This is a genomic window from Pseudomonas sp. 43A (genome assembly GCF_013363935.1).
Classification (GTDB): Bacteria; Pseudomonadota; Gammaproteobacteria; order Pseudomonadales; family Pseudomonadaceae; genus Aquipseudomonas; species Aquipseudomonas crudilactis.
Genome location: NZ_CP054880.1, coordinates 1367894 through 1394599, shown reverse-complemented (window position 1 = coordinate 1394599; position 26706 = coordinate 1367894). Strand labels below are relative to the sequence as shown.

23 protein-coding genes are annotated in these 26706 nt (G+C 59.3%); 19 read left to right on the top strand and 4 right to left on the bottom strand.

The window, feature by feature from the left end:
- Positions 1-43: 43 nt before the first annotated feature.
- From HUW52_RS06160 to HUW52_RS06095, 14 genes are all read left to right on the top strand, one after another.
- Positions 44-220: a hypothetical protein gene (locus HUW52_RS06160; RefSeq protein ID WP_003176118.1), complete on the top strand. Its 177-nt coding sequence runs from the start codon at positions 44-46 to the stop codon at positions 218-220.
- On the top strand, positions 204-3158 hold the full coding sequence (locus HUW52_RS06155) for a sensor histidine kinase (protein ID WP_175553192.1): 2955 nt from the start codon (positions 204-206) through the stop codon (positions 3156-3158). The genes HUW52_RS06160 and HUW52_RS06155 overlap by 17 nt, the downstream gene beginning before the upstream one ends.
- 22 nt (positions 3159-3180) lie before the next feature.
- Positions 3181-4617: a sigma-54 dependent transcriptional regulator gene (locus tag HUW52_RS06150; protein ID WP_175553191.1), complete on the top strand. Its 1437-nt coding sequence runs from the start codon at positions 3181-3183 to the stop codon at positions 4615-4617.
- A gap of 734 nt (positions 4618-5351) precedes the next feature.
- Positions 5352-6755: a polynucleotide adenylyltransferase PcnB gene (locus HUW52_RS06145; protein WP_016983493.1), complete on the top strand. Its 1404-nt coding sequence runs from the start codon at positions 5352-5354 to the stop codon at positions 6753-6755.
- Between the two features lie 4 nt (positions 6756-6759).
- Positions 6760-7245, top strand: a complete 486-nt coding sequence (gene folK / locus HUW52_RS06140; protein ID WP_016983494.1) for a 2-amino-4-hydroxy-6-hydroxymethyldihydropteridine diphosphokinase — start codon at positions 6760-6762, stop codon at positions 7243-7245.
- 397 nt (positions 7246-7642) lie between these two features.
- Positions 7643-8443 (top strand): 3-methyl-2-oxobutanoate hydroxymethyltransferase, encoded by an 801-nt coding sequence (panB, locus tag HUW52_RS06135; RefSeq protein WP_160059451.1) that lies wholly within the window; start codon positions 7643-7645, stop codon positions 8441-8443.
- Complete coding sequence (panC, locus tag HUW52_RS06130; RefSeq protein ID WP_175553190.1) at positions 8440-9300, top strand: pantoate--beta-alanine ligase; 861 nt, start codon at positions 8440-8442, stop codon at positions 9298-9300. Before panB ends, panC begins: the two co-directional genes overlap by 4 nt.
- A 205-nt stretch (positions 9301-9505) precedes the next feature.
- Positions 9506-9886, top strand: a complete 381-nt coding sequence (panD, locus tag HUW52_RS06125; protein WP_003205654.1) for an aspartate 1-decarboxylase — start codon at positions 9506-9508, stop codon at positions 9884-9886.
- 229 nt (positions 9887-10115) lie between these two features.
- Complete coding sequence (pgi, locus tag HUW52_RS06120) at positions 10116-11780, top strand: glucose-6-phosphate isomerase (protein ID WP_102900508.1); 1665 nt, start codon at positions 10116-10118, stop codon at positions 11778-11780.
- Positions 11781-12010: 230 nt separating this feature from the next.
- Complete coding sequence (acs, locus tag HUW52_RS06115) at positions 12011-13948, top strand: acetate--CoA ligase (RefSeq protein WP_175553189.1); 1938 nt, start codon at positions 12011-12013, stop codon at positions 13946-13948.
- A gap of 51 nt (positions 13949-13999) precedes the next feature.
- Positions 14000-14872, top strand: a complete 873-nt coding sequence (locus tag HUW52_RS06110; protein ID WP_175553188.1) for an oxygenase MpaB family protein — start codon at positions 14000-14002, stop codon at positions 14870-14872.
- Positions 14873-15010: 138 nt separating this feature from the next.
- Positions 15011-16027, top strand: a complete 1017-nt coding sequence (locus HUW52_RS06105; protein WP_175553187.1) for a class I SAM-dependent rRNA methyltransferase — start codon at positions 15011-15013, stop codon at positions 16025-16027.
- A gap of 219 nt (positions 16028-16246) precedes the next feature.
- Positions 16247-19198: a DUF748 domain-containing protein gene (locus HUW52_RS06100; protein ID WP_175553186.1), complete on the top strand. Its 2952-nt coding sequence runs from the start codon at positions 16247-16249 to the stop codon at positions 19196-19198.
- On the top strand, positions 19198-19494 hold the full coding sequence (locus HUW52_RS06095) for a DUF2845 domain-containing protein (protein WP_016986246.1): 297 nt from the start codon (positions 19198-19200) through the stop codon (positions 19492-19494). Before HUW52_RS06100 ends, HUW52_RS06095 begins: the two co-directional genes overlap by 1 nt.
- A gap of 285 nt (positions 19495-19779) precedes the next feature.
- Here HUW52_RS06095 and HUW52_RS06090 read toward each other — a convergent pair whose 3' ends face one another.
- Positions 19780-20136: a BON domain-containing protein gene (locus tag HUW52_RS06090; protein WP_016986244.1), complete on the bottom strand. Its 357-nt coding sequence runs from the start codon at positions 20134-20136 to the stop codon at positions 19780-19782.
- A 297-nt stretch (positions 20137-20433) separates the two neighbouring features.
- Entirely contained in the window at positions 20434-20865 is a 432-nt protein-coding gene (locus HUW52_RS06085; protein ID WP_175553185.1) for a pilin, read from the bottom strand.
- A 226-nt stretch (positions 20866-21091) separates the two neighbouring features.
- Here HUW52_RS06085 and pilB point away from each other — a divergent pair, with 226 nt between their 5' ends.
- Genes pilB through yacG form a run of 5 tightly spaced genes read left to right on the top strand, consistent with a single transcriptional unit; the run spans position 21092 to position 25703 of the window.
- Positions 21092-22792 (top strand): type IV-A pilus assembly ATPase PilB, encoded by a 1701-nt coding sequence (gene pilB / locus HUW52_RS06080; RefSeq protein WP_175553184.1) that lies wholly within the window; start codon positions 21092-21094, stop codon positions 22790-22792.
- A gap of 2 nt (positions 22793-22794) precedes the next feature.
- Complete coding sequence (locus HUW52_RS06075) at positions 22795-24012, top strand: type II secretion system F family protein (protein ID WP_175553183.1); 1218 nt, start codon at positions 22795-22797, stop codon at positions 24010-24012.
- A 1-nt stretch (position 24013) separates the two neighbouring features.
- Entirely contained in the window at positions 24014-24886 is an 873-nt protein-coding gene (locus HUW52_RS06070) for an A24 family peptidase (RefSeq protein WP_175553182.1), read from the top strand.
- Entirely contained in the window at positions 24883-25506 is a 624-nt protein-coding gene (gene coaE / locus HUW52_RS06065; RefSeq protein ID WP_175553181.1) for a dephospho-CoA kinase, read from the top strand. The genes HUW52_RS06070 and coaE overlap by 4 nt, the downstream gene beginning before the upstream one ends.
- Positions 25503-25703, top strand: coding sequence for a DNA gyrase inhibitor YacG (yacG, locus tag HUW52_RS06060; RefSeq protein ID WP_007959585.1), 201 nt, complete (start codon positions 25503-25505; stop codon positions 25701-25703). The genes coaE and yacG overlap by 4 nt, the downstream gene beginning before the upstream one ends.
- A gap of 6 nt (positions 25704-25709) precedes the next feature.
- Here the strand turns inward: yacG and HUW52_RS06055 are convergent, their stop codons facing one another.
- Both HUW52_RS06055 and HUW52_RS06050 read right to left on the bottom strand, forming a co-directional pair.
- A complete protein-coding gene (locus HUW52_RS06055; protein ID WP_008078491.1) occupies positions 25710-25925 on the bottom strand; it encodes a hypothetical protein in 216 nt (71 codons plus the stop codon).
- A gap of 65 nt (positions 25926-25990) precedes the next feature.
- The gene (locus HUW52_RS06050; protein ID WP_175553180.1) at positions 25991-26680 is read right to left on the bottom strand and encodes an energy-coupling factor ABC transporter permease; all 690 of its coding nucleotides are present in this window, start codon (positions 26678-26680) and stop codon (positions 25991-25993) included.
- Between the last annotated feature and the right edge of the window lie 26 nt (positions 26681-26706).

Genomic DNA, 26706 nt, shown 5'->3' with positions numbered 1-26706 from the left:
CGCCGCACGTTTTCGGGCACGCGCATAAAAAAGAGAGGCCGGGATGTACATCTATCGCTTGGTCCTGCTTTTAGTCGTGGGGATCTACCTGTTTTCCCCCGCCATCATGGATTGGTGGATCGACGCTACGGGCGCCTGGTATCGCCCCTATCTGCTCTGGCTGATCCTGATTGTCGTAACCTTCATCCTGCAGAGCCAAAAAGATGCCGATGAGCTTTAGCCTGACCCAGATGATCCTGGTCAGCGCCGCGTACCTGGCGGTGCTGTTCGGCGTTGCCTGGATCAGCGAACGGGGCATGATCCCGCGGGCGATCATTCGCCACCCGCTGACCTACACACTGTCGCTGGGTGTTTATGCCAGTGCCTGGGCGTTTTACGGCACGGTGGGTCTGGCCTATCAGTATGGCTACGGCTTTCTTTCCAGTTATCTCGGCGTGTCTGGCGCGTTTCTGCTGGCGCCGGTGTTGCTGTATCCGATTCTGAAAATCACCCGCACCTACCAACTGTCATCCCTGGCAGACTTGTTTGCGTTCCGCTTTCGCAGCACCTGGGCCGGCGCACTGACCACGATCTTCATGCTGATCGGTGTGCTGCCGCTGCTGGCGTTGCAGATTCAGGCAGTGGCCGATTCCATCGGCATCCTCACCGGCGAACCGATTCAGAGCCGCGTGGCACTGGCGTTCTGCGCACTGATCATTCTGTTCACGATCTTCTTTGGTTCCCGCCATATCGCCACCCGCGAAAAACATGAAGGGCTGGTGTTCGCGATTGCCTTTGAATCGGTGATCAAACTGGTCGCCCTCGGCGGCGTCGGCCTGTACGCGCTGTACGGCGTGTTCGACGGCCCGCAACAGCTTGAGCTGTGGCTGCTGCAAAACCAGACCGCCCTCGCCGCTTTGCACACGCCGTTGCAGGAAGGCCCGTGGCGCACGCTGTTGCTGGTGTTTTTCGCCTCGGCGATCGTGATGCCGCACATGTATCACATGACCTTTACCGAAAACCTCAACCCCCGTTCATTGGTGAGCGCGAGCTGGGGCCTGCCACTGTTTCTGCTGTTGATGAGCCTGGCGGTTCCGTTGATCCTGTGGGCCGGCCTCAAGCTCGGCGCCACCACCGACCCGGAATACTTCACCCTGGGCATCGGCATTGCAGCCAACAGCAAACCGCTGGCATTGCTTGCCTACGTCGGAGGACTGTCGGCGGCCAGCGGCCTGATCATCGTCACCACGCTGGCCCTTTCGGGCATGGCGCTGAACCACTTGGTGCTGCCGCTTTATCAACCACCGGCTGAAGGCAACATCTATCGCTGGTTGAAATGGACCCGCCGGGCGCTGATCGTCGCGATCATCATGGCCGGGTTTTGCTTCTATCTGATGCTCGGTGCCGGACAGGATCTGGCCAACCTCGGCATTGTTGCCTTTGTCGCGACGCTGCAATTCCTGCCGGGTGTGCTCTCGGTGCTGTACTGGCCGACCGCTAACCGTCGTGGCTTCATTGCCGGCTTGCTGGCCGGAATCCTGGTCTGGGTGGTGACCATGCTGCTGCCGTTGGTCGGCAATCTGCAGGGTTTCTACATCCCGTTGCTGAACATGATTTATGTGCTCGACGACACCAGTTGGCACATGGCGGCCATTGCCTCGCTCGCCGCCAACGTGTTGATGTTCACGCTGATCTCGCTGTTCACCAACGCCAGCCCCGAAGAAGCCAGCGCCGCCGAAGCCTGCGCGGTGGATAATGTCCGTCGTCCGCAACGCCGCGAACTGCACGCCGCTTCGCCACAGGAGTTCGCCACACAACTGGCCAAACCGCTGGGCGCCAAGGCTGCGCAGAAAGAAGTCGAGCAAGCGCTGCGTGACCTCTATCTGCCATTCGACGAACGCCGTCCGTATGCCCTGCGCCGTTTGCGCGACCGTATCGAAGCCAACCTCTCCGGTCTGATGGGTCCGAGCGTGGCGCAGGACATGGTCGAAACCTTCCTGCCGTACAAGGCCGGCGGCGAAAACTATGTCACCGAAGACATCCACTTCATCGAAAGCCGCCTCGAGGATTACCACTCGCGCCTCACAGGTCTGGCCGCCGAACTCGATGCCTTGCGCCGTTACCACCGCCAAACCCTGCAGGAACTGCCCATGGGCGTCTGCTCGCTGGCCAAGGATCAAGAGATCCTGATGTGGAACAAAGCCATGGAAGAACTCACCGGGATCGCCGCGCAACGCGTGGTCGGTTCGCGCCTGAGCACCATCGGCGAGCCGTGGAAGGAATTGCTGCAAGGTTTCATCAACCTGCCCGACGAGCATTTGCACAAACAGCATCTGGCCCTCGACGGTCAGACGCGCTGGCTGAACCTGCACAAAGCGGCGATTGATGAGCCGTTGGCGCCGGGTAACAGTGGCCTGGTGCTGCTGGTCGAAGATCTGACCGAAACGCAGATGCTCGAAGACAAACTGGTGCACTCCGAGCGGCTGGCCAGCATCGGTCGTCTCGCCGCCGGTGTAGCCCACGAAATCGGCAACCCGATCACCGGCATCGCCTGCCTGGCGCAAAATCTGCGCGAAGAGCGTGAAGACGACGGCGAGCTGACGGAAATCAGCGGACAGATCCTCGAACAGACCAAACGCGTCTCGCGCATCGTTCAGTCGCTGATGAGTTTCGCCCACGCCGGCAGTCATCAGCACAGCGATGAACCCGTTTGTCTGGCAGAGGTCGCTCAAGATGCAATTGGCCTGCTGGCGCTGAACCGACGCAATTTCGAAGTGCAGTTCTACAACCTCTGCGACCCCGATCACTGGGTCGAAGGCGACCCGCAGCGGCTCGCTCAGGTGCTGATCAATCTGCTCTCCAACGCCCGCGACGCCTCGCCGCCGCACAGTGCGGTACGGGTCAAGAGCGAAGCCGGCGAACACACGGTCGATCTGATCGTCGAAGACGAAGGCAGCGGTATTCCGAAGAACATCATGGACCGATTGTTCGAACCCTTCTTCACCACCAAGGATCCTGGCGAAGGCACCGGTCTGGGCCTTGCACTGGTCTATTCCATCGTTGAAGAGCATTATGGACAAATCACCATCGACAGCCCGGCTGATGTACAAAGCCAACGCGGCACCCGTATCCGGGTGACCTTACCGCGTCATGTCGAAGCGACGTCCGCTGTGAACTGAGACCGTCGAGAGTATCGAATCAATGCCGCACATTTTGATCGTCGAAGACGAAACAATTATCCGCTCCGCCTTGCGCCGCCTGCTGGAACGTAATCAGTACCAGGTCAGCGAAGCCGGTTCAGTGCAGGAAGCACAAGAACGCTTCACCATTCCTACGTTCGACCTGATCGTCAGCGATCTGCGTTTGCCGGGCGCGCCGGGCACTGAGCTGATCAAGCTCGGCCAGGGCACACCGGTGCTGATCATGACCAGTTACGCCAGCCTGCGTTCGGCGGTCGACTCGATGAAGATGGGCGCGGTGGACTACATCGCCAAGCCTTTCGACCACGATGAAATGCTTCAGGCTGTCGCGCGGATCCTGCGTGATCGCCAATCGGCACCGGCTGCTGGCGAAGCAGTTGCCAGCAAACCGGCCAATGGCAGCGGCAAATCCGCCGTCGACAACAGCAATGGCGAGATTGGCATCATTGGCTCCTGCCCACCGATGCAGGACTTGTACAACAAGATCCGTAAAGTCGCGCCGACCGATTCCAATGTGTTGATCCAGGGCGAGTCCGGTACCGGTAAAGAACTGGTGGCCCGCGCCCTGCACAACCTCTCGAAACGCGCCAAGGCGCCGATGATTTCGGTGAACTGCGCAGCCATTCCGGAAAGCCTGATCGAGTCCGAACTGTTCGGCCACGAAAAAGGCGCGTTCACCGGCGCCAGCGCCGGGCGTGCCGGGCTGGTCGAAGCGGCAGACGGCGGTACATTGTTCCTCGACGAAATCGGTGAGCTGCCACTTGAGGCGCAAGCCCGCCTGCTGCGTGTGTTGCAGGAAGGCGAGATTCGTCGGGTCGGCTCGGTGCAGTCGCAGAAAGTCGATGTGCGCCTGATCGCGGCAACGCACCGGGATTTGAAGAGCCTGGCGAAAATCGGCCAGTTCCGTGAAGACCTTTATTACCGTCTGCACGTGATTGCGTTGAAACTGCCGGCGCTGCGCGAGCGCGGTGCCGATGTCAACGAAATCGCCACGGCTTTTCTCGCTCGCCAGAGCGCACGCATCAACCGTACCGACCTGAAATTTGCTGCGGATGCCGAACAGGCAATCCGTCATTATTCCTGGCCGGGTAACGTGCGTGAGCTGGAGAACGCAGTCGAACGCGCGGTGATTCTGAGCGAGAGCCCGGAAATCTCCGCCGACCTGCTGGGCATCGACATCGAGCTGAGCGATCTGGAAGACGACGAGTTCATCGGTCTGCCGCCACAAACGGCCGGTAACGCCAGCAACAGCAGCCATGAGCCGACCGAAGACCTGTCACTGGAAGACTACTTCCAGCACTTCGTCCTCGAGCATCAGGACCACATGACCGAGACCGAACTGGCGCGCAAACTGGGCGTCAGCCGTAAATGCCTGTGGGAACGCCGTCAGCGTCTGGGCATTCCACGGCGCAAGACCGGGGTCGCCAGCGAGAGCTGAACGTTACCTGTCGAGTGTGCGGGTAACGCTTGAAGATGTGAAAAAACTGTTACCTCAGTCGATTCACGTAACAGAAGCCGGGGTTATCGGTAACGAAACCCCGGCTTTTTTTCGCCCTGACAAAACGGTTATATCGACCTAACCCCTTGTTTTATTGGGCTTCGCAAAAGTTGGCACGCCCCCTGCTATATGTTTGGTACAAGAACAATAACAAGCAATGCACAAGACAATAAAAATAAGACGAATCGACTCACGCACAATAAAAACAAGACGGCGAGAGGCGCAGCTAACTGATTCTTTTGGAGAGGCGTTGTATTTGGGGCTTGCCCCACGACCAGGCCGAGAACAACAAAAACTGTCCTAAGACAGAGCCTGTACTGGTTGGATCGAGAGATCACTGCAATTCAGCGACCAAAGCAATCCGTTTGCTCTTGGCTCCCGATTGGGAGGGTCACGAAGGAAACACTTCGTGGCGAGGGCACTCAACAAAAACAAGAAGCCCGAATCAATAATAAAAAGAGCACGCAACTACTTCTTGGGGAGCTTCGGCTCCCCTTGTAGTTTCTCCCTCCCGGCAAAATCCTTCGAATTTCCCTTGCTCGACCCTTGCAGCTTGCGGCTTACAGCTCAAATCTGCCGTGTCCTACACCATCCCCCGACTAAATGCTAGAATCTGCGCCCATCATGCGGTCATTCTTTGGTATGGCCGAACATTCCTTCAAACAGTGCATCCCATGCTGAAGAAGTTGTTCCAGTCATTCCGAACTCCCGTGCGTCGTACGCAACACATCCGCAGCACCCCTGAAGTGCTCAACAGCGGCCAACATTCGCTGCAGAAAACGCAGTTCAGCCGCTATGCGGTGAATATCGTCGAACGCCTGCAAGGTGCCGGTTACCAGGCTTATCTGGTCGGCGGTTGCGTGCGTGACATGCTGCTGGGTATCACGCCCAAGGATTTCGACGTCGCCACCAGCGCCACCCCCGAGCAAGTCCGTGCCGAATTCCGCAATGCGCGAATCATCGGCCGTCGCTTCAAACTGGTGCACATCCATTTCGGTCGCGAAATCATTGAAGTCGCGACCTTCCGCGCCAATCACCCGATCAACGAAGACGACGAAGACAGCAACCAGTCTTCGCGTAACGAGAGCGGGCGTATTCTGCGCGATAACGTTTACGGCACCCTGGAAGAGGACGCGCAACGCCGCGACTTCACCATCAACGCCCTGTATTACGATCCGGTCAGCGAGCGCATCCTCGACTACGCCAACGGCGTACACGACATCCGCAATCACCTGATTCGCCTGATCGGCGACCCGAAGCAGCGTTATCAGGAAGATCCGGTGCGCATGCTGCGCGCCGTGCGTTTTGCTGCCAAGCTCAACTTCGGCATCGAGAAGCACACCGTGCAGCCGATTCGCGAGCTGGCGCCGATGCTGCGCGAGATCCCGTCGGCACGCCTGTTCGAAGAAGTGCTCAAGCTGTTCCTTTCGGGACACGGCGCAATCACCTTCGAAATGCTGGTCGATCTGCAACTGTTCGCTCCGCTGTTCCCGGCCAGTGCCGATGCGCTGGAACACAACCCGGAATACACCCACACGCTGATCAGCGAAGCGCTGACCAACACTGACCTGCGCATCAAGCAGAACAAACCGGTGACCCCGGCATTCCTGTTTGCCGCACTGTTGTGGCCTGCTTTGCCGGCCCGCGTGCTGCGTCTGCAAGAACGTGGCATGCCGCCGATCCCGGCGATGCAGGAAGGCGCCCACGAGCTGATTGCCGAACAGTGCCAGCGCATTGCGATTCCGAAACGCTTCACCATGCCGATCCGTGAGATCTGGGACATGCAGGAGCGTCTGCCACGCCGCAGCGGTAAACGTGCCGACCTGTTGCTGGACAACCCGCGTTTCCGTGCCGGTTACGACTTCCTGTTACTGCGTGAAAGCGCTGGCGAGGAAACGGATGGCCTGGGCGAATGGTGGACTGACTATCAGGACGCCAACGACAGTGAACGTCGCGACATGATCCGCGACCTCAGCGGTAAAGGTGATGACGCCAGCGGTGCTCCGCGCAAACGTCGCCGCAGCAGTGGTTCCAAGCGCAAACGCGCCGGCGCACCGAGCGCTTCGACAGGCGAGTAAAGGCATGGAACGCATCTACATCGGCATGGGCAGCAACCTCGCTGACCCGGCCGAACAGTTGCGCAGCGCCGTCGAGGCGCTGGGGCAATTGCCGCAAACTACCCTCGCTGGCGTTTCCGCCTTCTATCAAAGCGACTCTCTGTTGCCGGGCCAACCGCGTTACACCAACGCGGTCGCCGCGCTCGACAGCTCACTTGCACCGATTGAATTGCTCGATGCGTTGCAAGCCATCGAGAACGATCAGGGCCGCGAACGTCTGGAACGTTGGGGGCCGCGCACGTTGGACCTCGACATCTTGCTGTTCGGTGATCGACTGATCGACGAGCCGCGCCTGAAAGTCCCGCATTACCAGATTCAGGAACGCGCGTTCGTGCTTTATCCCCTCGCCGAACTGGCGCCGCAAGATTTGCGCCTGGCCGACGGTCGCACCCTCCCCGACTTGTTGGCAGCCTGCCCGTTCGTCGGTCTGGAACGCATCCCGACAGACTGATTGCAATCCCCTGTGGGAGCGAGCTTGCTCGCGAAATCGGTGTGTCATTCAACACTTTGTTGGCTGATCCACCGCTTTCGCGAGCAAGCTCGCTCCCACATTGGTCTATTGCATACGCTGGATTTTGTCGGACAAAAACCCCGCGAATCAGCCCCGCCGCGCCGCTGAATCGCATCAGTAACGCCGGTAACACTCCCCTCGTAACAATGCGGTAACACACGCAATTGACTTCCTGTTGGCTCATCACGACTATAGGCGTCCCGCTGCCGCCAACCCGGCACATACGGGCGCAATCCAGGCCTTATAAGCACGACAAAAGAGCGTGCGCCTGAGTAGATGAAGAATCACGCGCGTTACTCGCAGTAGTTTCCAGAGCGCCTGAACGAGGATTTTTTACATGCCAGCCATTACCCTGACCACGCTCCAGAGCCTCAAGCAGAAAGGTGAAAAGATCACCATGCTGACCTGCTATGACGCGACCTTCGCCCACGCCTGCAACGAGGCCGGTGTCGAAGTGCTGCTGGTGGGCGACTCCCTCGGCATGGTCCTGCAAGGTCACGACAGCACGTTGCCGGTGACCACCGCAGAAATGGCCTACCACACCGCTTGCGTCAAACGCGGCAACACTGATGCCCTGATTCTGGCCGACCTGCCCTTTATGGCCAACGCCACCCTCGAACAAACCATGAGCAACAGCGCCATGCTGATGCAGGCCGGCGCGCACATGATCAAAGTCGAAGGTCAGTTGTGGCTGGCCGAGTCGATCCGTCTGCTTGCCGAGCGCGGGGTACCGGTTTGCGCGCACATGGGGCTGACCCCACAAGCGGTGAACATCCTCGGCGGCTACAAAGTGCAGGGTCGCAACGAGAACCAGGCGCGGCAGATGCGTGCCGATGCGATCTCGCTGGAACAGGCCGGTGCGGCGATGCTGCTGCTCGAATGCGTACCGAGCGAACTGGCCGCTGAAATTAGCCAAGCGGTGAAGATTCCGGTGATCGGGATCGGCGCCGGTAACGCCACCGACGGTCAGGTCTTGGTGCTGCATGACATGCTCGGCCTGTCGATCACTGGCCGGGTGCCCAAGTTCGTGAAGAACTTCATGCACGGTCAGGACAGCATCCAGTCTGCGCTGAAGGCTTACGTCAGCGAAGTCAAAGCCACCACGTTCCCAGGCATCGAACACGGATTCTCTGCATGAACACCGTCAAAACCGTACGCGAACTGCGCGCCGCCGTAGCCCGCGCCCGCAGCGAAGGCAAGCGCATCGGCTTCGTGCCGACCATGGGCAACCTGCACAGCGGTCACGTCGCACTGATCACCAAAGCCACCCAACGTGTGGATTTCGTGGTCGCGAGCATTTTCGTCAACCCGCTGCAATTCGGCGCCGGCGAAGACCTCGACAAGTACCCGCGCACCTTGGCGGCGGACCAGGAAAAACTACTGGAGGCGGGCTGCTCTCTACTGTTCGCGCCGACTGTCGAGGAAATGTACCCCGACGGCATGGCCGGACAGACTCGGGTCAGCGTGCCGCAGTTGTCCGAAGGCCTGTGCGGCGCCAGCCGTCCGGGGCACTTCGAAGGTGTCGCGACCGTCGTCAGCAAACTGTTCAACATGGTCCAGCCGGATCTGGCGATTTTCGGTCAGAAGGATTACCAGCAACTGGCGGTGATCCGCGCGCTGGTGCATGACCTGAACATGCCGATCCAGATCATCGGCGAGCCAACCGTGCGTGCCGCCGACGGCCTGGCGCTGTCGTCGCGCAATGGCTTCCTCAACGAAGAACAGCGCGCAGTGGCACCGGTGGTCTATCGCAGCCTGAGCAACATTGCCGAATCGATCAAGCAAGGTGAACGGGATTTCCCGGCGCTGATCAGTGCCCAGGTGCAGCAGCTGGAAGCGGCAGGCTTGCGTCCGGATTACCTGGAAATCCGCCACGCCCTGACTTTGCGTCCGGCAACGGCTGAAGACCGTGATCTGGTGATTCTGGTGGCGGCGTTCCTCGGCACTACGCGGTTGATCGATAACCTGCACCTGAATCTCGATACCCCGGTTTAAGCCTCACCGATAACCTGTGGGAGTGAGCTTGCTCACGAATGCACTCTGTCAGCTGACGTAAATATCGACTGACATGACGCCTTCGCGAGCAAGCTCGCTCCCACAGGTTTTTTTGTGTTTTAAAGATCTGGTTTCAGCTGTATTGCCGCCTTAAAAGCCTTCGGGCACACTGCCCGCCGTTCGATTCCAACCCGGGAAAACCCTCATGCACGCGATCATGCTCAAGGCCAAACTGCACCGCGCCGAAGTCACTCATGCAGTGCTCGATTACGAAGGTTCGTGCGCCATCGATGGCGAGTGGCTGGACTTGTCCGGCATCCGTGAATACGAGCAGATCCAGATTTATAACGTCGACAACGGCGAGCGTTTCACCACCTACGCGATTCGTGGCGAAGAAGGCTCGCGGATGATCTCCGTCAACGGCGCCGCTGCGCACAAGGCCAAGGTCGGCGACCGCGTGATCATTTGTGCCTACGCCCATTACAGCGAAGCGGAGCTGGTCAATTTCAAGCCGCGCATGCTCTACATGGCGCCCGGCAACGAGCTGAGCCACACCAGCAACGCCATCCCGGTTCAGCTCGCCTGATCCCGATTTCGCCTCGCACCCTCCGTTTGTCGGCCAGTTCCCGGTCTCGATGTTAAAAAAGTACAGGGATCTGGTCAGACAAAGTCAAGACAGAACGCAGCGCGAGGTTTACTGTATTCGCCCTGTGTCCGGAAATCATGTCGACGCAGTTGATCCCATGCCCAAACATGGCGTGCCGGGTCTGTTCAGTGTTCAAAAGGCCGTTCAAGTAAAAAGGAAAACCGCAGCGATGGCGTATTACCTCACTCCTCAAGACGTTACCGCTCTGCCCGCCTGGCAAGCGTTGAAAGATCACCGCCAAGCCATGCAGGATTTCAGCATGCGCGAAGCCTTCAACGCCGATCCGCAGCGCTTTAATCAATTCACCCTCAGCAGCTGCGGCCTGTTTCTCGATTATTCGAAGAATTTGATCAACGCCCAGACCCGTAACCTGCTGGTCGGTCTGGCCAATGAAGTCGACCTCAAAGGCGCCATCAAAGCGCTGTTTGAAGGAGAAATCGTCAACACGTCCGAAGGCCGCCCGGCGCTGCACACCGCCCTGCGCCGCCCGGTAGGCGACAAGCTGTCGGTCAACGGTGTCAATGTGATGCCGGAAGTGCACAAGGTGCTGAACCAGATCACCGATCTGGTCGGCCGCATTCACGACGGTCTGTGGCGTGGTTACACCGAAAAGCCGATTACCGACGTGGTCAACATCGGTATCGGTGGCTCGTTCCTCGGCCCTGAGCTGGTCTCCGAAGCACTGCTGTCGTACGCGCAGAAAGGCGTGCGTTGCCACTATCTGGCGAACATCGATGGCAGCGAATTCCACGAGCTGACGCAGAAACTGCGTGCCGAGACCACGCTGTTCATCGTTTCGTCGAAGTCGTTCAACACCCTCGAAACCTTGAAGAACGCTCAAGCCGCACGTGCCTGGTACCTGGCGCAGGGCGGTTCCGAAGCCGAGCTGTATCGTCACTTCATCGCCGTGTCGAGCAACAACGCCGCGGCCGTGGCGTTTGGTATCCGCGAAGAAAACATCTTCCCGATGTGGGACTGGGTCGGCGGGCGTTACTCGCTGTGGTCGGCGATCGGTTTGCCGATTGCCTTGGCCATCGGCATGTCCAACTTCAAGGAATTGCTGTCCGGGGCTTACACCATGGACCAGCATTTCCAGACCGCGCCGTTCGAACAGAACATGCCGGTGCTGCTGGCCCTGCTCGGCGTGTGGTACGGCAACTTCTGGGGTGCGCAAAGCCACGCGATCCTGCCGTACGACCATTACCTGCGCAACATCACCAAGCACTTGCAACAGCTGGACATGGAATCCAACGGCAAGAGCGTGCGTCAGGACGGCACGCCGGTGTCGACCGATACCGGTCCGGTGATCTGGGGCGGCGTCGGCTGCAACGGTCAGCACGCTTACCACCAGTTGCTGCATCAAGGTTCGCAGTTGATCCCGGCCGATTTCATCGTGCCGATCGTCAGCTTCAACCCGGTTTCCGACCACCATCAGTGGCTGTACGCCAACTGCCTGTCGCAGAGCCAGGCGCTGATGCTCGGCAAGACCTTGCCGGAAGCCGAGCAGGAACTGCGCGACAAGGGCATGAGCGAAGAAGAAGTGCACAAACTCGCGCCGCACAAGGTGATCCCGGGCAACCGTCCGAGCAACACCATTGTGGTTGAACGCATCAGCCCGCGTCGTCTCGGCGCGCTGGTGGCAATGTATGAACATAAAGTGTTCGTACAAAGCGTGGTCTGGGGCATCAACGCCTTCGACCAATGGGGCGTGGAACTGGGCAAGGAACTGGGCAAAGGCGTCTACAACCGCCTGGTCGGCAGCGATGAAACCACCGCTGACGATCCTTCCACTCAGGGCCTGATCAACTACTTCCGCGGTCGTCACCGCGGGTGATAGGCTGAAGGGGCGGTTTGCCTGCCCCTACAGCTTGCAACATCGACAGTTCCACGGCACCGGGCTAATCGCAGAATCGGTGGCGTACACGATCCCTGTAGGAGCTGCCGAAGGCTGCGATCTTTTGATCTTGTTTTTTAAGGTCAAGATCAAAAGATCGCAGCCTTCGGCAGCTCCTACGAGGGTCGTACAGCTCCCCTCTTGTCGCACAACAAGAATAAGGAACCGTCATGTTCGATATCAGCACGTTCCCCAAAGCCGATGCCGTCCGCCGGGCTGCTCAGTTGAGTCAGGATGACTATCGGCGCCTGTACCGCGAATCCATTGAACACCCCACAACCTTCTGGGCCGAACAGGCCACGCGTTTCCTCGACTGGAGCACGCCGTGGCAGACCGTTCAGCGCTACGACCTGAAAACCGGTGAAGCTGCCTGGTTTGCCGGGGGCAGACTGAACGTCAGCTACAACTGCATCGACCGCCACCTGGAAAAGCGCGGCGAGCAGACCGCCCTGCTCTGGGAAGGCGACGACCCGGCCGAATCGGCACAAATCACCTACAAAAAGCTCCACCACCATGTCTGCCGCCTGGCCAACGTGCTGAAAAGCCGTGGCGTGAAGAAAGGCGACCGGGTGTGCATCTACATGCCAATGATCCCCGAAGCCGCTTACGCCATGCTCGCTTGTGCACGGATCGGCGCGATTCACTCGGTGGTGTTCGGCGGTTTCTCCCCCGACTCTCTGCGTGACCGCATTCTCGATGCCGATTGCCGCACGGTGATAACCGCCGACGAAGGCGTGCGCGGCGGCAAGTTCGTGCCGCTGAAGCAGAACGTCGACAAAGCCCTGCAGAGTTGCCCGGACGTCAGCACTGTCGTGGTGGTCGAGCGCAGCCAAGGCAACGTAGATTGGGTCGAAGGCCGCGACCTCTGGTATCACCAGGCGGTACGCGAGGTCAGCGACGATTGCCCGCCAGAACCGATGGACGCCGAGGACCCGCTGTTCATCCTCTACACCTCGGGCAGCACCGGCAAACCCAAAGGCGTGCTGCACACTACCGGCGGCTATTTGCTGCAAGCGGCGATGACCTTCAAATACGTGCTCGATTACCGCGACGGCGAAGTGTTTTGGTGCACCGCCGACGTCGGTTGGGTCACCGGCCACAGCTACATCGTCTACGGCCCGCTGGCCAACGGCGCGACCACGTTGATGTTCGAAGGTGTGCCGAGCTACCCGAACAGCTCACGATTCTGGCAGGTCATCGATAAACACAAGGTCAACATTTTCTATACCGCACCGACCGCCCTGCGCGCGTTGATGCGCGAAGGTGCCGAACCGCTGAAGGAAACCTCGCGCGCCAGCCTCAGATTACTCGGCAGCGTCGGTGAGCCGATCAACCCGGAAGCGTGGGAATGGTATTTCAACGTCGTAGGTGAACAGCGCTGCCCTATCGTCGACACTTGGTGGCAGACCGAGACCGGCGGCATCATGCTCAGCCCGCTGGTCAGCGCCCAGCGGATCAAACCGGGCTGCGCCACCCAGCCGATGTTCGGCGTGCAACCGGTGCTGCTCGATGAACAGGGCAAGGAGATCAAGGGCGCCGGCAGCGGCGTGCTGGCGATCAAATCGAGCTGGCCGGCACAGATCCGCAGCGTCTACGGCGACCCGCAGCGGATGGTCGACACCTATTTCAAACCCTACCCCGGCTACTACTTCACCGGCGACGGCGCTCGCCGCGATGAGGATGGCGATTACTGGATCACCGGGCGCATCGATGACGTGATCAACGTCTCCGGTCACCGCATCGGCACCGCTGAAGTGGAAAGCGCGCTGGTGCTGCACGACAGCATCGCCGAGGCTGCCGTGGTCGGTTACCCGCATGACGTCAAAGGTCAGGGCATCTACGCCTTCGTCACCCCGATGAACGGCACCGAGCCGAATGATGAATTGAAGAAAGAACTGCTCGCCCACGTCAGCAAGGAAATCGGCAGCTTCGCCAAACCGGACCTGATCCAGTGGGCACCGGCCTTGCCGAAAACCCGCTCAGGCAAGATCATGCGGCGCATTCTGCGCAAGATCGCCTGCAACGAACTCGACAGCCTCGGTGACACTTCGACCCTGGCCGACCCGAGCGTGGTTCAAGGCCTGATCGACAAGCGCCTCAATCAGTAACACCCCGGGCGCGGTCAACCGGCCGCGCCCGCCCTTTCGCACTGAGTGGTCATGGAATTCATCCGCAGTCGTATTGAAAACCAACTCATGAGCCTGACCGGGCTGTCCCTCGGCCAACTCGACCTGGAAAACCCCAAGGGCGATCCTGGCCTGTTCGGTCCGGATTCGATCAGTTGGCAGGTACATGGAGATTTCAGCAGCATGTTGATCGGCGGCATCAGCGCGTTGTTGCTGCAAGCCTTGCATCCACTGGCATTGGCCGGGGTTTGGGATCATTCGAATTTCCGTGAAGACATGCTCGGACGCTTGCGGCGCACCAGTCAGTTTGTTTCCGGCACCATCTTCGGTTCGCGGCGGGATGCCGACTGGCTGATCGAGAAAGTGCGCACCATTCATCTGCAAGTGGTCGGCAATGCACCGGATGGCCGGCCTTATGCAGCGAGCGATCCGGATTTGCTGACCTGGGTGCACGTAGCCGAGGTCAGTAACTTTCTTGCAGCACATTTACGCTATCGCAATCCGCAGTTGTCAGGCGCGGATCAGGATCGCTATTACGCGGAAATTGCCGTGGTGGCTGAACGTTTGGGCGCGCGGGATGTGCCGAAATCGCGGCAAGCCGTGGCCGAGTATCTGCAACGCGTGCGCCCGCAGTTGCTCTGCGATGACCGCAGCCGCGAAGTCTTGCGCCTGTTGCTCGACGCGCCGGCGCCCAGTGTTCTGGCGCGGCCGTTTGGCGATTTGATGATGAAGGCCGGTATCGATCTGCTGCCGGACTGGGCCAGCGACATGCTTGATGTCCGGCAGAGTTCGCTGCAACGGCAACTGATTCGCGCCAGCGTCAGACGCAGTGCGCCGATGCTGCGCTGGGCGATGCGCAATGGTTCGGTGCAGCGGGCCAAACGCCGGATGGGTTTGCTGACTTAAAAGCTTCGCGAGCAGGCTCGCTCCCACATTTGGAATGCATTCCCATGTGGGAGCGAGCCTGCTCGCGAAGGCAGCACCTCGGTTACCCGCCAAGCTGCTAAACTCCCGCGCCCCCATTCTCTCCAGCAAGGCGCCCGCATGTCTTCCTTGAATCAGGCGCTGCGCGCCGCCCTCGAACAACGCCAGGATTTGCTGGCCGAGCTGCACCGCCAGGGCACCGATTGTTATCGGCTGTTCCACGGCAGCCAGGAAGGTGCTGGCGGTCTGACCATCGACCGCTACGGCCCGCAACTGCTGGTGCAAAGCTTTCACCAGACGCTGGAGCGTGATGACCTGCTGCAACTGCACGCCATGGTCAATCAGACCCTCGGCCTGGAAACCTTGCTGGTCTACAACGACCGTTCTCGCGGCAACTCGCGCATCGACCGCGAAGACGCAGTCTACAAAGCCGAAGACGCTGCACTGGCCGATCTGGTCGGTCACGAATGGGGCCTGAACTACCGCGTACGCGGGCGCCATGCCGGACAAGACCCACTGCTGTTCCTCGACCTGCGCAACACGCGCGGCTGGGTCAAGGATCACGCCAAGGGCAAATCCGTGCTCAACCTGTTTGCCTACACCTGCGGCGTCGGCCTCAGTGCGGCGGCCGGTGGTGCGCGTGAAGTGTGCAATCTGGATTTCGCCGAAGGCAATCTGGCGGTCGGTCGCGAAAACGGTCTGCTCAACCCGCAGTTGCCAGAGATGCAGTTCATCCAGTCGGACTACTTTCCGGCCATTCGCCAACTCGCCGGCCTGCCGATCAGTCAGCGCCGTGGACAGAAACTGCCGAGCTATCAGCGTCTGGAACAGCGCCAATACGACCTGGTGCTGCTCGATCCGCCAGCGTGGGCCAAGAGCGCATTCGGCACCGTCGACCTGCTGCGCGACTATCAGAGCCTGCTCAAGCCGGCCCTGCTGAGCACCGCCGACAACGGCGTGCTGATCTGCTGCAACAACCTGGCGAAAGTCAGCATGGACGACTGGCGCGAGCAGGTGCTGCGCTGTGCCGAAAAGGCCGGACGGCCAGTGCGCGAGTGGAGCGTGATGACTCCCGGCGCGGACTTCCCGTCCATGGATCAGCAACCGCCGCTGAAAACCCTGATCCTGCAGCTGTGACACTTGCGTACGGCTAACAACTATCCCCCTGTGGGAGCGAGCTTGCTCGCGAAGGCGTCATGTCAGTCGGCATATTTATCAACTGAACGACCGCTTTCGCGAGCAAGCTCGCTCCCACAGTGTTTGTGATTACAGAGAAATCTGAACAATCCTGCCCCATGCGAGGTACTTCGGAACCAGAATCGCGTGCCATACTCCAAGGCACTCCGATTCAGACAGATGAAGCCGCACATGCCCAAAGGATTGATTCGCGCGATTGGCGCCCTGTTGACTGCTCTGGCCCTCTACAGCCTGCTGGGGTTTCTGATTTTGCCGGGCATCGCTCTGCGGGTAGCCAATCAGCAACTGGCCAACTACGCGACGGTGCCCGCGCATATCCAGCGTATCGAGCTCAACCCGTTCAGCCTTGAAGTCACCCTGTGGGGGCTGGTCATCGGCGAACCGGGCAAGGAGCAGATCGGCTTCGATCGCCTGTACGCCGACCTGCAAATCGACAGCCTGTGGACCAAAGCCCTGCATCTGGCCAACATCGAGCTGGACAAGCCGAAGAGCGAAATCCTTTTCGCCAAAGACGGCAAGCTCAACCTGCTCGGCCTGTTCAATGTGCCGGCCAGCGAGCCGACACCGGCCGACCCGGACGCCAAGCCCTTCCCGCTGCGCATCGACAACATCAAACTGGCCGGCGGCGTCGTGCACTTTGAGGACGTGCGCCCGAGCGAGCCGATCGAATTCCTCTACGACGACCTCAGCTTCGAGCTGAAAAACCTCAGCACCCTGCCCGAAGACAGCGCCGACATGACCCTGGTCGCCATCGGCCCCGCCGGCGGGCGAATCGACTGGAGCGGCAACTTCAGCCTGATCCCGTTCACCTCCGAAGGCACCCTCAAAATCACTGACGGCAAGATGAAAGCCTTCTGGCCTTACGTGCGTGATTCGGTGCCATTGGTGCTCGAAGACGGTGTGATCAGCCTCAGCACCGACTACAAACTCAATCTGTCGAAAGAAACCGAACTGCTGCTGAACAACGTCGCCGTCAGCATCGCGCCCTTCGCGATCAAGGCACCGGACGGACGCCCACTGGCGAAACTCGAGCGCCTCGACGTCAGCGAGACCTCGGTGGACCTGGCCAAGCAGCAAGTGGTGGTCGGCAAGATCCGCAGCAACAAACTGGAAACCTGGGCCGCCCTCGAAGCCGATGGCCAACTGGACTGGCAGAAACTGTTCGCCAGCCAACCGTCGAAACCGGCCGCCAAAGCCGCTGCTGAACCTGCGAGTACGCCGGCGGCTGCCGACTCGCCGAAAGCTGAACCGACTGCGCCGAGCAAGCCTTGGCAAGTGCTGCTCAAAGACGTGCAATTGCGTAACTACACCGTGCATCTCGCCGACCGTTCGGCAACACCTGCGGTGGCACTGGATATCACGCCGCTGAACGTCGATCTGCAAGACTTCGACAGCCTCAACGGTTCGCCCTTCAAGCTCAAGCTCGACAGCGGCGTGGGCAAGCAAGGCAAGATCACCGCCGACGGCACGGTCAATCTAGCCCCGGTCAACGCCCAGCTCAACGTGAAAACCTCGGACATCGACCTGCGCGTCGCGCAGTCCTACATCAATCCGTTCATTCGCCTGGAACTGCGTAGCGGCATGCTCGGCAGTGACCTTAAGGTCAATCTCAAGAGCACCGAACCACTGGCGCTCAGCGTCACCGGCCGCGCGCAGATCGATCAACTGCACACCCTCGACACCCTGAAAACCCGCGACTTCCTCAAGTGGCAGCAAGTGGTGGTCGAAGGCCTGAACTACCAGCACGGCGACAGCCTGTGGATCGACAAGGTCAACCTGTTCCAGCCGTATGCGCGGTTCATGATCAACGACGATCGCACCACCAACATCGACGACCTGCTGATCCCGCAACCGGCCGACAGCGGCGCAAAAACCACGGCAGCCAAACCGGCCAGCAACGAGAAACCGTTGGGTATTCACATCGGTGGCATCGCGATCAATGACGGCTCGGCGAACTTCGCCGACTTCAGCCTGACGCCGAACTTCGCCACCGCCGTGCAGCAGCTCAACGGCCAGATCGGCACCATCGACAGCCGTCAGGCGAAACCAGCCAGCGTCGACATCAAAGGCAAGGTCGACCGTTATGCACCGGTGACCATCAAGGGCGCGGTCAATCCCTTCGACCCGATGGCCAGCCTCGACATCGCCACCAGTTTCAAACGCGTCGAGCTGACAACGTTGACGCCCTACTCCGGCAAATTTGCCGGTTACCGCATCCGCAAGGGCCGGCTCAACCTCGACCTGCATTACCTGATCACCAAGGGCCAGCTCAAAGCCGAAAACAAAGTGGTGGTCGAGCAATTGCAGCTCGGCGAAAAAGTCGACAGCCCGGATGCCGTGAGCCTGCCGCTGAAACTGGCGATTGCCCTGCTCAAGGACGTCGACGGCAAGATCTCCATCGAGTTGCCGGTGACCGGTGATTTGAACAACCCGCAGTTCAGCGTGATGCCGATTGTCTGGCAGACCCTGCGCAACCTGATCGTCAAAGCCGCTGCCGCGCCATTCAAGATGATTGGCGGGCTGATCAGTGGCGGCGGCTCGGAAGACCTTGGCACCGTGTCGTTTGCCCCGGGCTCTAGCGATTTGAGCAAGGATGCCGAAGCGGCGCTGGTCAAACTGTCGCAAGCGTTGAAGGAACGTCCTGCCCTGCGCCTGGAAATCGAAGGCACCGCCGCACAGAGCAGCGATGGCCCGTTGCTCGCCGAGCAGCGTCTGGAACGTGAATACCAATACAACTACTACAAGATGCTCCAGCGCCGCGGCGATAAGGTCCCGGCCCAGGCTTCATTGCTGCAAGTGCCAGACAGCGAAAAAGGTCCACTGCTCGAAGGCATTTACCGCACCCGTCTGAAAACCCAGCCACCGGCCGAATGGAAGGATCTGGGCAAGGAAGAACGTACGGCGAAGATGCGCGAAGGCGTGATCAAGTTCTGGAGTGGCAGCGACGTGCTGTTGCGTCAGTTGGGTCAGGACCGCGCCAGCAGCATCAAGGACTATCTGGTCGATAAAGGCCAACTGGCAGACGACCGTGTGTACTTCATCGACGCCAATCTCGGTGAAGCCGAGAGCGATGGCCGCGTGGTCACGCAAATGCATCTGGATGCCGAATGATGAAACTGCAGTGGCTGGCCTTGATTGCAATGACCTTCGTGGCCAGCCACACCTTGGCATCCGATACGCTGCGCTGCGGCAGTCAACTGATCAGCCTTGGCGACCGCTCCAGCGAAGTCCTGCAAAAGTGTGGCGAACCGGTCAGCCGTGATGTGCTCGGCTACAAGCGCAGCGCCAATCGTCGCGAAGAGTTTCAGGTCGAGGAATGGAGCTACGGCCCGAGCAACGGCATGTACCAATACCTGCGCTTCGAAGGCAATCGCCTGCGGCAGATCACCAGCAAACGCGGAAACTGATCCAAATCACTTACCCATGTGGGAGCGAGCTTGCTCGCGAAGGCGTCTGGTCAGTCAAATCCATTGTGACTGGCATACCGCTTTCGCGAGCAAGCTCGCTCCCACAGTTGTTTTGCGGTGCCCTTCGATTCTTTCGCCCCTGAAATAGAACAGGCCCCGACACAAGTGGCGGGGCCTGTAATGGTCACATCCGTGTGACCGTTCGCATGAACTCTAAAGTTGCGGCAGACGTATTGCTCGGCCCGTCTGTCGCGTCTTCTCCCGGTCCAGGCGAGAAGTCATGCCTTACTCGGCTTTCAGGCCGTCAGCGGAGACCGCTTTGACGCCTTTGATTTTCTTGGTGATGTTCACTGCGGTGGTTTTCTGAGCTTCGGTGATAGCTACAGTCGACGACAGGGATACAACACCTTTGTTGGTTTCTACCTTGATGTCAGTGCCAGGGATGCCTTTTTCGGTGACCAGGTCGCTTTTGACTTTGGTGGTGATCCAGGTATCGGAAGTAGTTTCTTTAGCCTTGGTCATTTCACCGGCAGCCAGAGTCATTGGAGCCTGGGTAGCCTGAGTGGATTGTGCAAACGCACCGGAAGCCATGGTCAGGGTCAGCGCGGTAGCAGCAGCGGCAGTGATAGCGAACTTCTTCATACGAGTAACTCCTGTTTTTCTGGAAAGTCTGCTGGTTGTCTTGTCAGCAGGGTTACCAAGGTATTTGCGAACGCTGTGCCAACTTTTCTATTCGAATAAAGTTCATATAAATCAATAAGTTATCAATTATAGATATTTCCGAAATCATGCAATTTGCATGACTTGCGCAATATTCACATGCAAGTTGCGGTTTTTCGGAAAGTTCCTAAGACTCTGAAATTATTGAAGCTTTTGTGATGTGCTGTGCAATGAAAAATGCCCCGCATTGCGGGGCATTCTGTTCAGCACAAATTCAACTTATGTACCGCTGGCGGTGCAGCCTTTTGGCGAATAATCCGGTGCCACCGTGGTAGCACAGCTCCAGACACCAGCGCCGGTGCCCGAAGAGCGAGTCAGCGTAATGGTTTTACCCAGCACCGGTGCCGGAGCATTGGCGATCGTACACACGATCGATCCCGCGCCGTCAGCGGCGGTACCTGTAGCCGACAATGCACAGTTGGATGTAGTGGCCACCGCATCCCCCTTCACGATTGCCAGGGTAGGATTTGTACCTTGATTGATGGTGTCTTCAAACGGCACCTTCAGCGCACTGATTTCCGCCAGCCCCGCCGTCACCTTCGACCGCGCCTGATACTTGGAATACTGCGGCAAGGCGATGGTCGCCAGAATCCCGATGATCGCCACCACGATCAGCAGCTCGATCAGAGTAAAACCTTGTTGTTTTTTCATAGACACGCTCCATGCATGAGTCGAAATCTCATGATCTGAAAGGGGTGCAGCATAGGCCATGCCAATGCCTTCGAAGCCCCGCACATTGGGCGCAAAGCGCGCACACCGCCATTTCCTACAACCTGCAACCGCACTATCTGACACTTTTTGTCACCTGCACTGGCCGTGTTTGGCGCTGTCACTTGACTAGGCTATAAGTCATGAACTGCAAGCGTGCGGAATCCCCATGAATGACATCGCTCTGAGCGGTCTGGCCAAGCAATTGGTGCAGGCCGAACTGCTGACAGAAAAGAGTGCCCAGCAAGCCTGGCAACAGGCTCAGCGTAATCGCTTGTCGCTGGTCAGCTATCTGGTGCAGAACAAACTGGTCAAGAGCTGGCAGGTCGCAGAGATCGCCTCCGAGCACTTCGGCATGGCCTTCCTTGATCTCAATTGCCTGGACAAAGAAACGCAGCCCAAAGGGCTGGTCAGCGAAAAACTGGTGCGCCAGCATCACGCCCTGCCCTTGTGGCGGCGCGGCAATAAGCTGTTCGTGGGGATTTCCGACCCGAGCAACCATCAAGCGATCAACGACATCCAGTTCAGCACTGGGCTAAGCACCGAAGCCATTCTGGTCGAGGACGACAAGCTCACCGACGCCATCGAGAAATTCTTCGACACCCACGCCAGTGGCCTGGAAGACATGGCCGATGTCGATCTTGACGGCCTGGATGTCGAATCCATCGATGACAGCAAGCAAGACACGATTGGCGGACTCGACGCCGACGATGCGCCGGTGGTGCGTTTTGTTCACAAGATGTTGCTCGACGCGATCAAAAGCGGTTCTTCCGATTTGCACTTCGAGCCCTACGAGAAGAACTACCGGGTGCGAGTGCGCACCGACGGCATCCTGCGCGAGGTGGCCAAACCGCCGATTCAACTGGCCGGGCGGATCGCTGCACGTTTGAAGGTCATGGCCAGTCTCGATATTTCGGAGCGGCGCAAGCCGCAGGACGGGCGGATCAAGATGCGCCTGTCGAAGAGCAAGTCGATCGATTTCCGGGTCAACACCCTGCCAACCCTGTGGGGCGAAAAAGTGGTGATCCGGATCCTCGATCCGTCCAGCGCACAGATCGGCATCGACGCGCTCGGCTACGAGCCGGTGCAGAAAGACTTGTACATGGCCGCGCTCAAGCAGCCTCAAGGCATGATTCTGGTCACTGGCCCCACCGGCTCGGGGAAAACCGTGTCGCTGTACACCGGCCTGAATATCCTCAACACCGTCGACATCAACATTTCCACCGCCGAAGACCCGGTGGAGATCAACATGGAAGGCATCAACCAGGTCAACGTCAATCCCAAACAGGGCCTCGACTTTGCCCAGGCGCTGCGCTCGTTTCTACGGCAGGACCCGGACGTGATCATGGTCGGCGAGATCCGCGATCTGGAAACCGCCGAGATCGCGATCAAAGCCGCGCAGACTGGTCATCTGGTGCTCTCGACCCTGCACACCAACAGCGCCGCGGAAACCCTGACGCGCCTGCACAACATGGGCATCCCCGGCTTCAACATCGCCACCTCGGTCAGCCTGATCATCGCTCAGCGCCTGGCGCGAAAGCTGTGCAGCCACTGCAAGAAGCCCATCGAGATCCCACGCGAAACCCTGATCAAGGAAGGTTTCCCCGAGGAACGCATCGGCCATTTCACGATCTACGAGCCGGTCGGTTGCGATCACTGCAACGGCGGTTACAAGGGACGCGTGGGGATTTATGAAGTGGTGAAAAACACACCGGAGTTGCAACGCTTGATCATGGCCGAAGGCAACTCGCTGGAAATCGACATTCAAATGCGCCGCGACGGCTTCGACGACTTGCGCACCTCAGGGCTGCACAAAGCCATGCAAGGCATCACCAGCCTTGAAGAAATCAACCGGGTCACCAAGGACTGAACATGGCGGTCAAGGCAGCAAAAATCAGTATCTACGCCTGGGAAGGTACGGACAGGAAAGGCAGCAAAGTCACCGGTGAGCTGAGCGGACAAAACCCGGCGCTGATCAAGGCACAACTGCGTAAACAGGGGATCAATCCCGGCAAGGTGCGCAAAAAATCCGCGTCGTTGTTGAGTTTTGGCAAACGCATCAAGGCCCAGGACATCGCTCTGTTCACCCGGCAAATGGCGACCATGATGAAGGCAGGTGTGCCGCTGCTGCAGTCGTTCGACATCATTGGCGAAGGCTTTGAAAACCCGGCCATGCGCAAGCTGGTCGACGAGGTCAAACAGGAGGTCGCGGCCGGTAACAGCTTTGCCACAGCCCTGCGCAAGAAGCCGCAGTATTTCGACGAGTTGTATTGCAACCTGGTCGATGCCGGCGAGCAGTCCGGCGCGCTCGACACCTTGCTCGAACGGGTCGCGACTTATAAGGAAAAAAGCGAACGGCTCAAGGCCAAGATCAAGAAAGCCATGACTTACCCCTCCGCCGTGGTGCTGGTCGCAGCGGTTGTGACCGGAATTCTGCTGGTTAAAGTGGTGCCGCAGTTTCAGTCGGTTTTTTCCGGTTTCGGTGCTGAGCTGCCGGCCTTCACGCTGATGGTGATCAGCCTTTCGGAATTCATGCAGCAATGGTGGTGGGCGATTCTTGGCGCGCTGGTCGCGGCGATTTTCGGCACTCGTCACGCACTGAAAACCTCCCAGGCGCTACGTGATCGCAAAGACACCTGGCTGTTGAAACTACCCTTGGTCGGCACGCTGATGTACAAGTCAGCGGTCGCCCGTTTTGCCCGAACCCTGTCGACCACGTTTGCTGCCGGTGTGCCATTGGTGGAAGCGCTCGACTCGGTGGCCGGCGCCACAGGCAACGTTGTGTTCAAGCGCGCGGTGCTGCGCATTCGCCAGGACGTCTCCACCGGCATGCAGCTGAATTTCTCGATGCGCAGCACCGGGGTCTTCCCCAACATGGCCGTGCAGATGACGGCGATTGGCGAAGAGTCCGGCGCGCTGGACGAAATGCTCGACAAGGTCGCGGGGTTTTACGAGGAGGAAGTGGATAACATGGTCGACAATCTTACCAGCCTTATGGAGCCATTCATCATGGTCGTGCTGGGGGTAATCGTCGGCGGGCTGGTGGTGGCCATGTATCTGCCGATTTTCCAACTCGGCTCAGCGATCTGACATGCTTATCGACGAACTGTTTGCCCTGTATCCGCTGGCCTTTGTCTTCACTGCCCTGTTGCTGGGTCTGGTGGTCGGCAGCTTTCTCAACGTGCTGATCTGGCGTCTGCCGAAAATGCTCGAGCGCGATTGGCGCCAGCAGGCCCACGACGTACTCGGCTTGCCCGGCGAGACGCCACTGCCGACCTACAACCTGATGCTGCCGCACTCCGAATGCCCGCACTGCACCCACCGGATCCGTCCGTGGGAAAACATTCCGCTGCTCAGTTATCTGTGGCTGCGGGGGCGCTGTTCCGCGTGCGCTGCACCTATCAGCAAACGTTATCCGCTGACCGAACTGGCCTGCGCTCTGCTCTCGGCATTCGTGGCCTGGCATTTCGGCTTTGGCTGGCCGGCGTGCCTGCTGATTGTCCTTACCTGGGGTCTGCTGGCGATGAGTCTGATCGACACCGAACATCAACTGCTGCCCGATGTGCTGGTGCTGCCGTTGTTGTGGCTGGGGTTGATCGTCAACAGTTTCGGCTTGTTCGTGTCGTTGCACGATGCGCTGTGGGGCGCGGTGGCCGGTTACCTGGCGCTGTGGTCAGTGTTCTGGCTGTTCAAACTGCTCACCGGCAAGGACGGCATCGGCCACGGTGATTTCAAGCTGTTGGCGCTACTCGGCGCGTGGGGTGGCTGGCAGATTCTGCCACTGACGATTCTGTTGTCATCACTGGTCGGAGCCATTATCGGGGTGATTTTACTACGCCTGCGCGAACAGAAAACCTCGACACCGATCCCCTTCGGCCCCTATCTGGCCATTGCCGGCTGGATTGCCTTGCTCTGGGGTGGTCAAATAACCGACTTCTATTGGCAGTTTGTCGGTTTGAAATGAATACCCCTGTGGAAAAACCCTGGATTCTCGGCCTCACCGGCGGCATCGGCAGCGGCAAAAGCGCGGCGGCCCAGCACTTCATCGACCTGGGTATCCACGTGGTGGATGCCGATCACGCGGCGCGCTGGGTGGTAGAGCCGGGGCGTCCGGCGCTGGCAAAGATTGCCGAACACTTCGGCCCCGGCGTGCTGCTGGCCGATGGCACGCTGGATCGCGCCGCCCTGCGCAAACTGATCTTTGAAGTGCCGGAAGAACGCCGCTGGCTCGAAGCCCTGCTGCATCCGTTGATCGCCGAGGAAATCGCTCATCACCTTGCGCTGGCAAAATCGCCTTACGCGATGCTGGTTTCGCCGCTGTTGATCGAATCCGGGCAATACACGATGACCCAACGCATCCTGGTGATCGACGCCCCGCAACAATTGCAGATCGAACGTACCTTGCAGCGTGACCAGACCAGCGAGCAGCAGGTTCAGGCGATTCTCAAGGCTCAGTCGAGCCGCGAAGACCGTGTGAGCCGCGCCGACGACGTGGTGGTCAACGACCGCGACCTCGCTTGGCTGCACAGTGAAGTCGAGCGCCTGCATCACTTTTACCTGACTTTATCCGGAGGCCAAGCATGAGCCAGATCCCAACCGTAGAATGCCCAACCTGCGGCGCCCCCGTGGAATTTACCCCCGAGAACAAATTCCGTCCGTTCTGCTCCGATCGCTGCAAACTGATCGACCTCGGCGCCTGGGCGTCGGAAGAACACAAGATTCCGGTCGCACCGGATGCCGAGGACGAACTGTTTTCCGGCGATTTCGATCCGCGCCACTGATCCCGATCAGGGCCGCATAAAGCCGTAGTCCTGTTCGTCGTCGAGATTTTCCGCGAGAAAACGCAACTCGTCGGCCAGGTCTTCGGCGTTGCGCACAGCCTTGCTCTGCTGCACCACTGCACTGAGCAAGGCGCGCAAACTCAAGCCCGGGTCGAAGCCCACTTCCTGCGCCATGTCCAGACTCTGCCGGGTTTCCTGCCTTGCCCACTCGTACACACTCATGCCGCTGCTCCTGGAGGGATTTGTGCGAGCATGAAATTTCCCGCGCATGGCGGATTTGATATGGATCAAGACTTGGGATCGTCGTCCTTCCACGGCGCCGAAAGGTAGCGCGTGCGGTTGAACGTCTCCAGCCATTCCGGGCAGAACACTACCAGTGCACTGACGACCATGCCGTTGATGAAGGCCTCGGGAAACAGCAGCAGCCACAGATAACCGATGAAGTCTTCCAGCCACTCCGGCATGGCGAAGAGACCGTCGTACCACAGCAGCGTCAGGCTCAGGATCAGACATAACAGCGCGGACAACGCCGCAGCGAAGAATCCGGAGCAGAAGATATAAACAAACGGATTACGTGGCTGCGCGCGCTCGACGAGGATCGCCACACATTCAGTGATCAACACCGGTAACAGGATCAGCAGCGAGCCATTGACCCCGACCGCCAGCAGATCCTGACGACCCAGTAGCACCAGGCCGATCTGTGCGACCAGGCCTCCGACAATTGCCAGCGGCCAATCCAGCAGCAATGTCACGGCGGTCATGCCGATAAAGTGATAGGACACGCCGGTGTCGAAATCCCTGCGCACCAGCCACAACAGAAACAACGCGAATACCGTACCGAACAACAGATGCTGACGCCGGCTGTCACTGAACAACTCGACCCACGGCGCGCGCGCAATCGCCCAGAGCAGCACCGGCAGATAAATCAGCCAGCCGAGCGTCAGGCTCGCCGAGGACAACAGTTCGGCACCGATCATGATTCCCTCACTTTATCTGTGGGTTG

What these genes read in the sequence shown, in the direction of transcription:
- HUW52_RS06160 (WP_003176118.1), top strand. Translation starts at nt 44, where the DNA reads ATGTACATCTATCGCTTGGTCCTGCTTTTAGTCGTGGGGATCTACCTG.
- HUW52_RS06155 (WP_175553192.1), top strand. Translation starts at nt 204, where the DNA reads ATGCCGATGAGCTTTAGCCTGACCCAGATGATCCTGGTCAGCGCCGCG.
- HUW52_RS06150 (WP_175553191.1), top strand. Translation starts at nt 3,181, where the DNA reads ATGCCGCACATTTTGATCGTCGAAGACGAAACAATTATCCGCTCCGCC.
- HUW52_RS06145 (WP_016983493.1), top strand. Translation starts at nt 5,352, where the DNA reads ATGCTGAAGAAGTTGTTCCAGTCATTCCGAACTCCCGTGCGTCGTACG.
- folK (WP_016983494.1), top strand. Translation starts at nt 6,760, where the DNA reads ATGGAACGCATCTACATCGGCATGGGCAGCAACCTCGCTGACCCGGCC.
- panB (WP_160059451.1), top strand. Translation starts at nt 7,643, where the DNA reads ATGCCAGCCATTACCCTGACCACGCTCCAGAGCCTCAAGCAGAAAGGT.
- panC (WP_175553190.1), top strand. Translation starts at nt 8,440, where the DNA reads ATGAACACCGTCAAAACCGTACGCGAACTGCGCGCCGCCGTAGCCCGC.
- panD (WP_003205654.1), top strand. Translation starts at nt 9,506, where the DNA reads ATGCACGCGATCATGCTCAAGGCCAAACTGCACCGCGCCGAAGTCACT.
- pgi (WP_102900508.1), top strand. Translation starts at nt 10,116, where the DNA reads ATGGCGTATTACCTCACTCCTCAAGACGTTACCGCTCTGCCCGCCTGG.
- acs (WP_175553189.1), top strand. Translation starts at nt 12,011, where the DNA reads ATGTTCGATATCAGCACGTTCCCCAAAGCCGATGCCGTCCGCCGGGCT.
- HUW52_RS06110 (WP_175553188.1), top strand. Translation starts at nt 14,000, where the DNA reads ATGGAATTCATCCGCAGTCGTATTGAAAACCAACTCATGAGCCTGACC.
- HUW52_RS06105 (WP_175553187.1), top strand. Translation starts at nt 15,011, where the DNA reads ATGTCTTCCTTGAATCAGGCGCTGCGCGCCGCCCTCGAACAACGCCAG.
- HUW52_RS06100 (WP_175553186.1), top strand. Translation starts at nt 16,247, where the DNA reads ATGAAGCCGCACATGCCCAAAGGATTGATTCGCGCGATTGGCGCCCTG.
- HUW52_RS06095 (WP_016986246.1), top strand. Translation starts at nt 19,198, where the DNA reads ATGAAACTGCAGTGGCTGGCCTTGATTGCAATGACCTTCGTGGCCAGC.
- HUW52_RS06090 (WP_016986244.1), bottom strand. Translation starts at nt 20,136, where the DNA reads ATGAAGAAGTTCGCTATCACTGCCGCTGCTGCTACCGCGCTGACCCTG.
- HUW52_RS06085 (WP_175553185.1), bottom strand. Translation starts at nt 20,865, where the DNA reads ATGAAAAAACAACAAGGTTTTACTCTGATCGAGCTGCTGATCGTGGTG.
- pilB (WP_175553184.1), top strand. Translation starts at nt 21,092, where the DNA reads ATGAATGACATCGCTCTGAGCGGTCTGGCCAAGCAATTGGTGCAGGCC.
- HUW52_RS06075 (WP_175553183.1), top strand. Translation starts at nt 22,795, where the DNA reads ATGGCGGTCAAGGCAGCAAAAATCAGTATCTACGCCTGGGAAGGTACG.
- HUW52_RS06070 (WP_175553182.1), top strand. Translation starts at nt 24,014, where the DNA reads ATGCTTATCGACGAACTGTTTGCCCTGTATCCGCTGGCCTTTGTCTTC.
- coaE (WP_175553181.1), top strand. Translation starts at nt 24,883, where the DNA reads ATGAATACCCCTGTGGAAAAACCCTGGATTCTCGGCCTCACCGGCGGC.
- yacG (WP_007959585.1), top strand. Translation starts at nt 25,503, where the DNA reads ATGAGCCAGATCCCAACCGTAGAATGCCCAACCTGCGGCGCCCCCGTG.
- HUW52_RS06055 (WP_008078491.1), bottom strand. Translation starts at nt 25,925, where the DNA reads ATGAGTGTGTACGAGTGGGCAAGGCAGGAAACCCGGCAGAGTCTGGAC.
- HUW52_RS06050 (WP_175553180.1), bottom strand. Translation starts at nt 26,680, where the DNA reads ATGATCGGTGCCGAACTGTTGTCCTCGGCGAGCCTGACGCTCGGCTGG.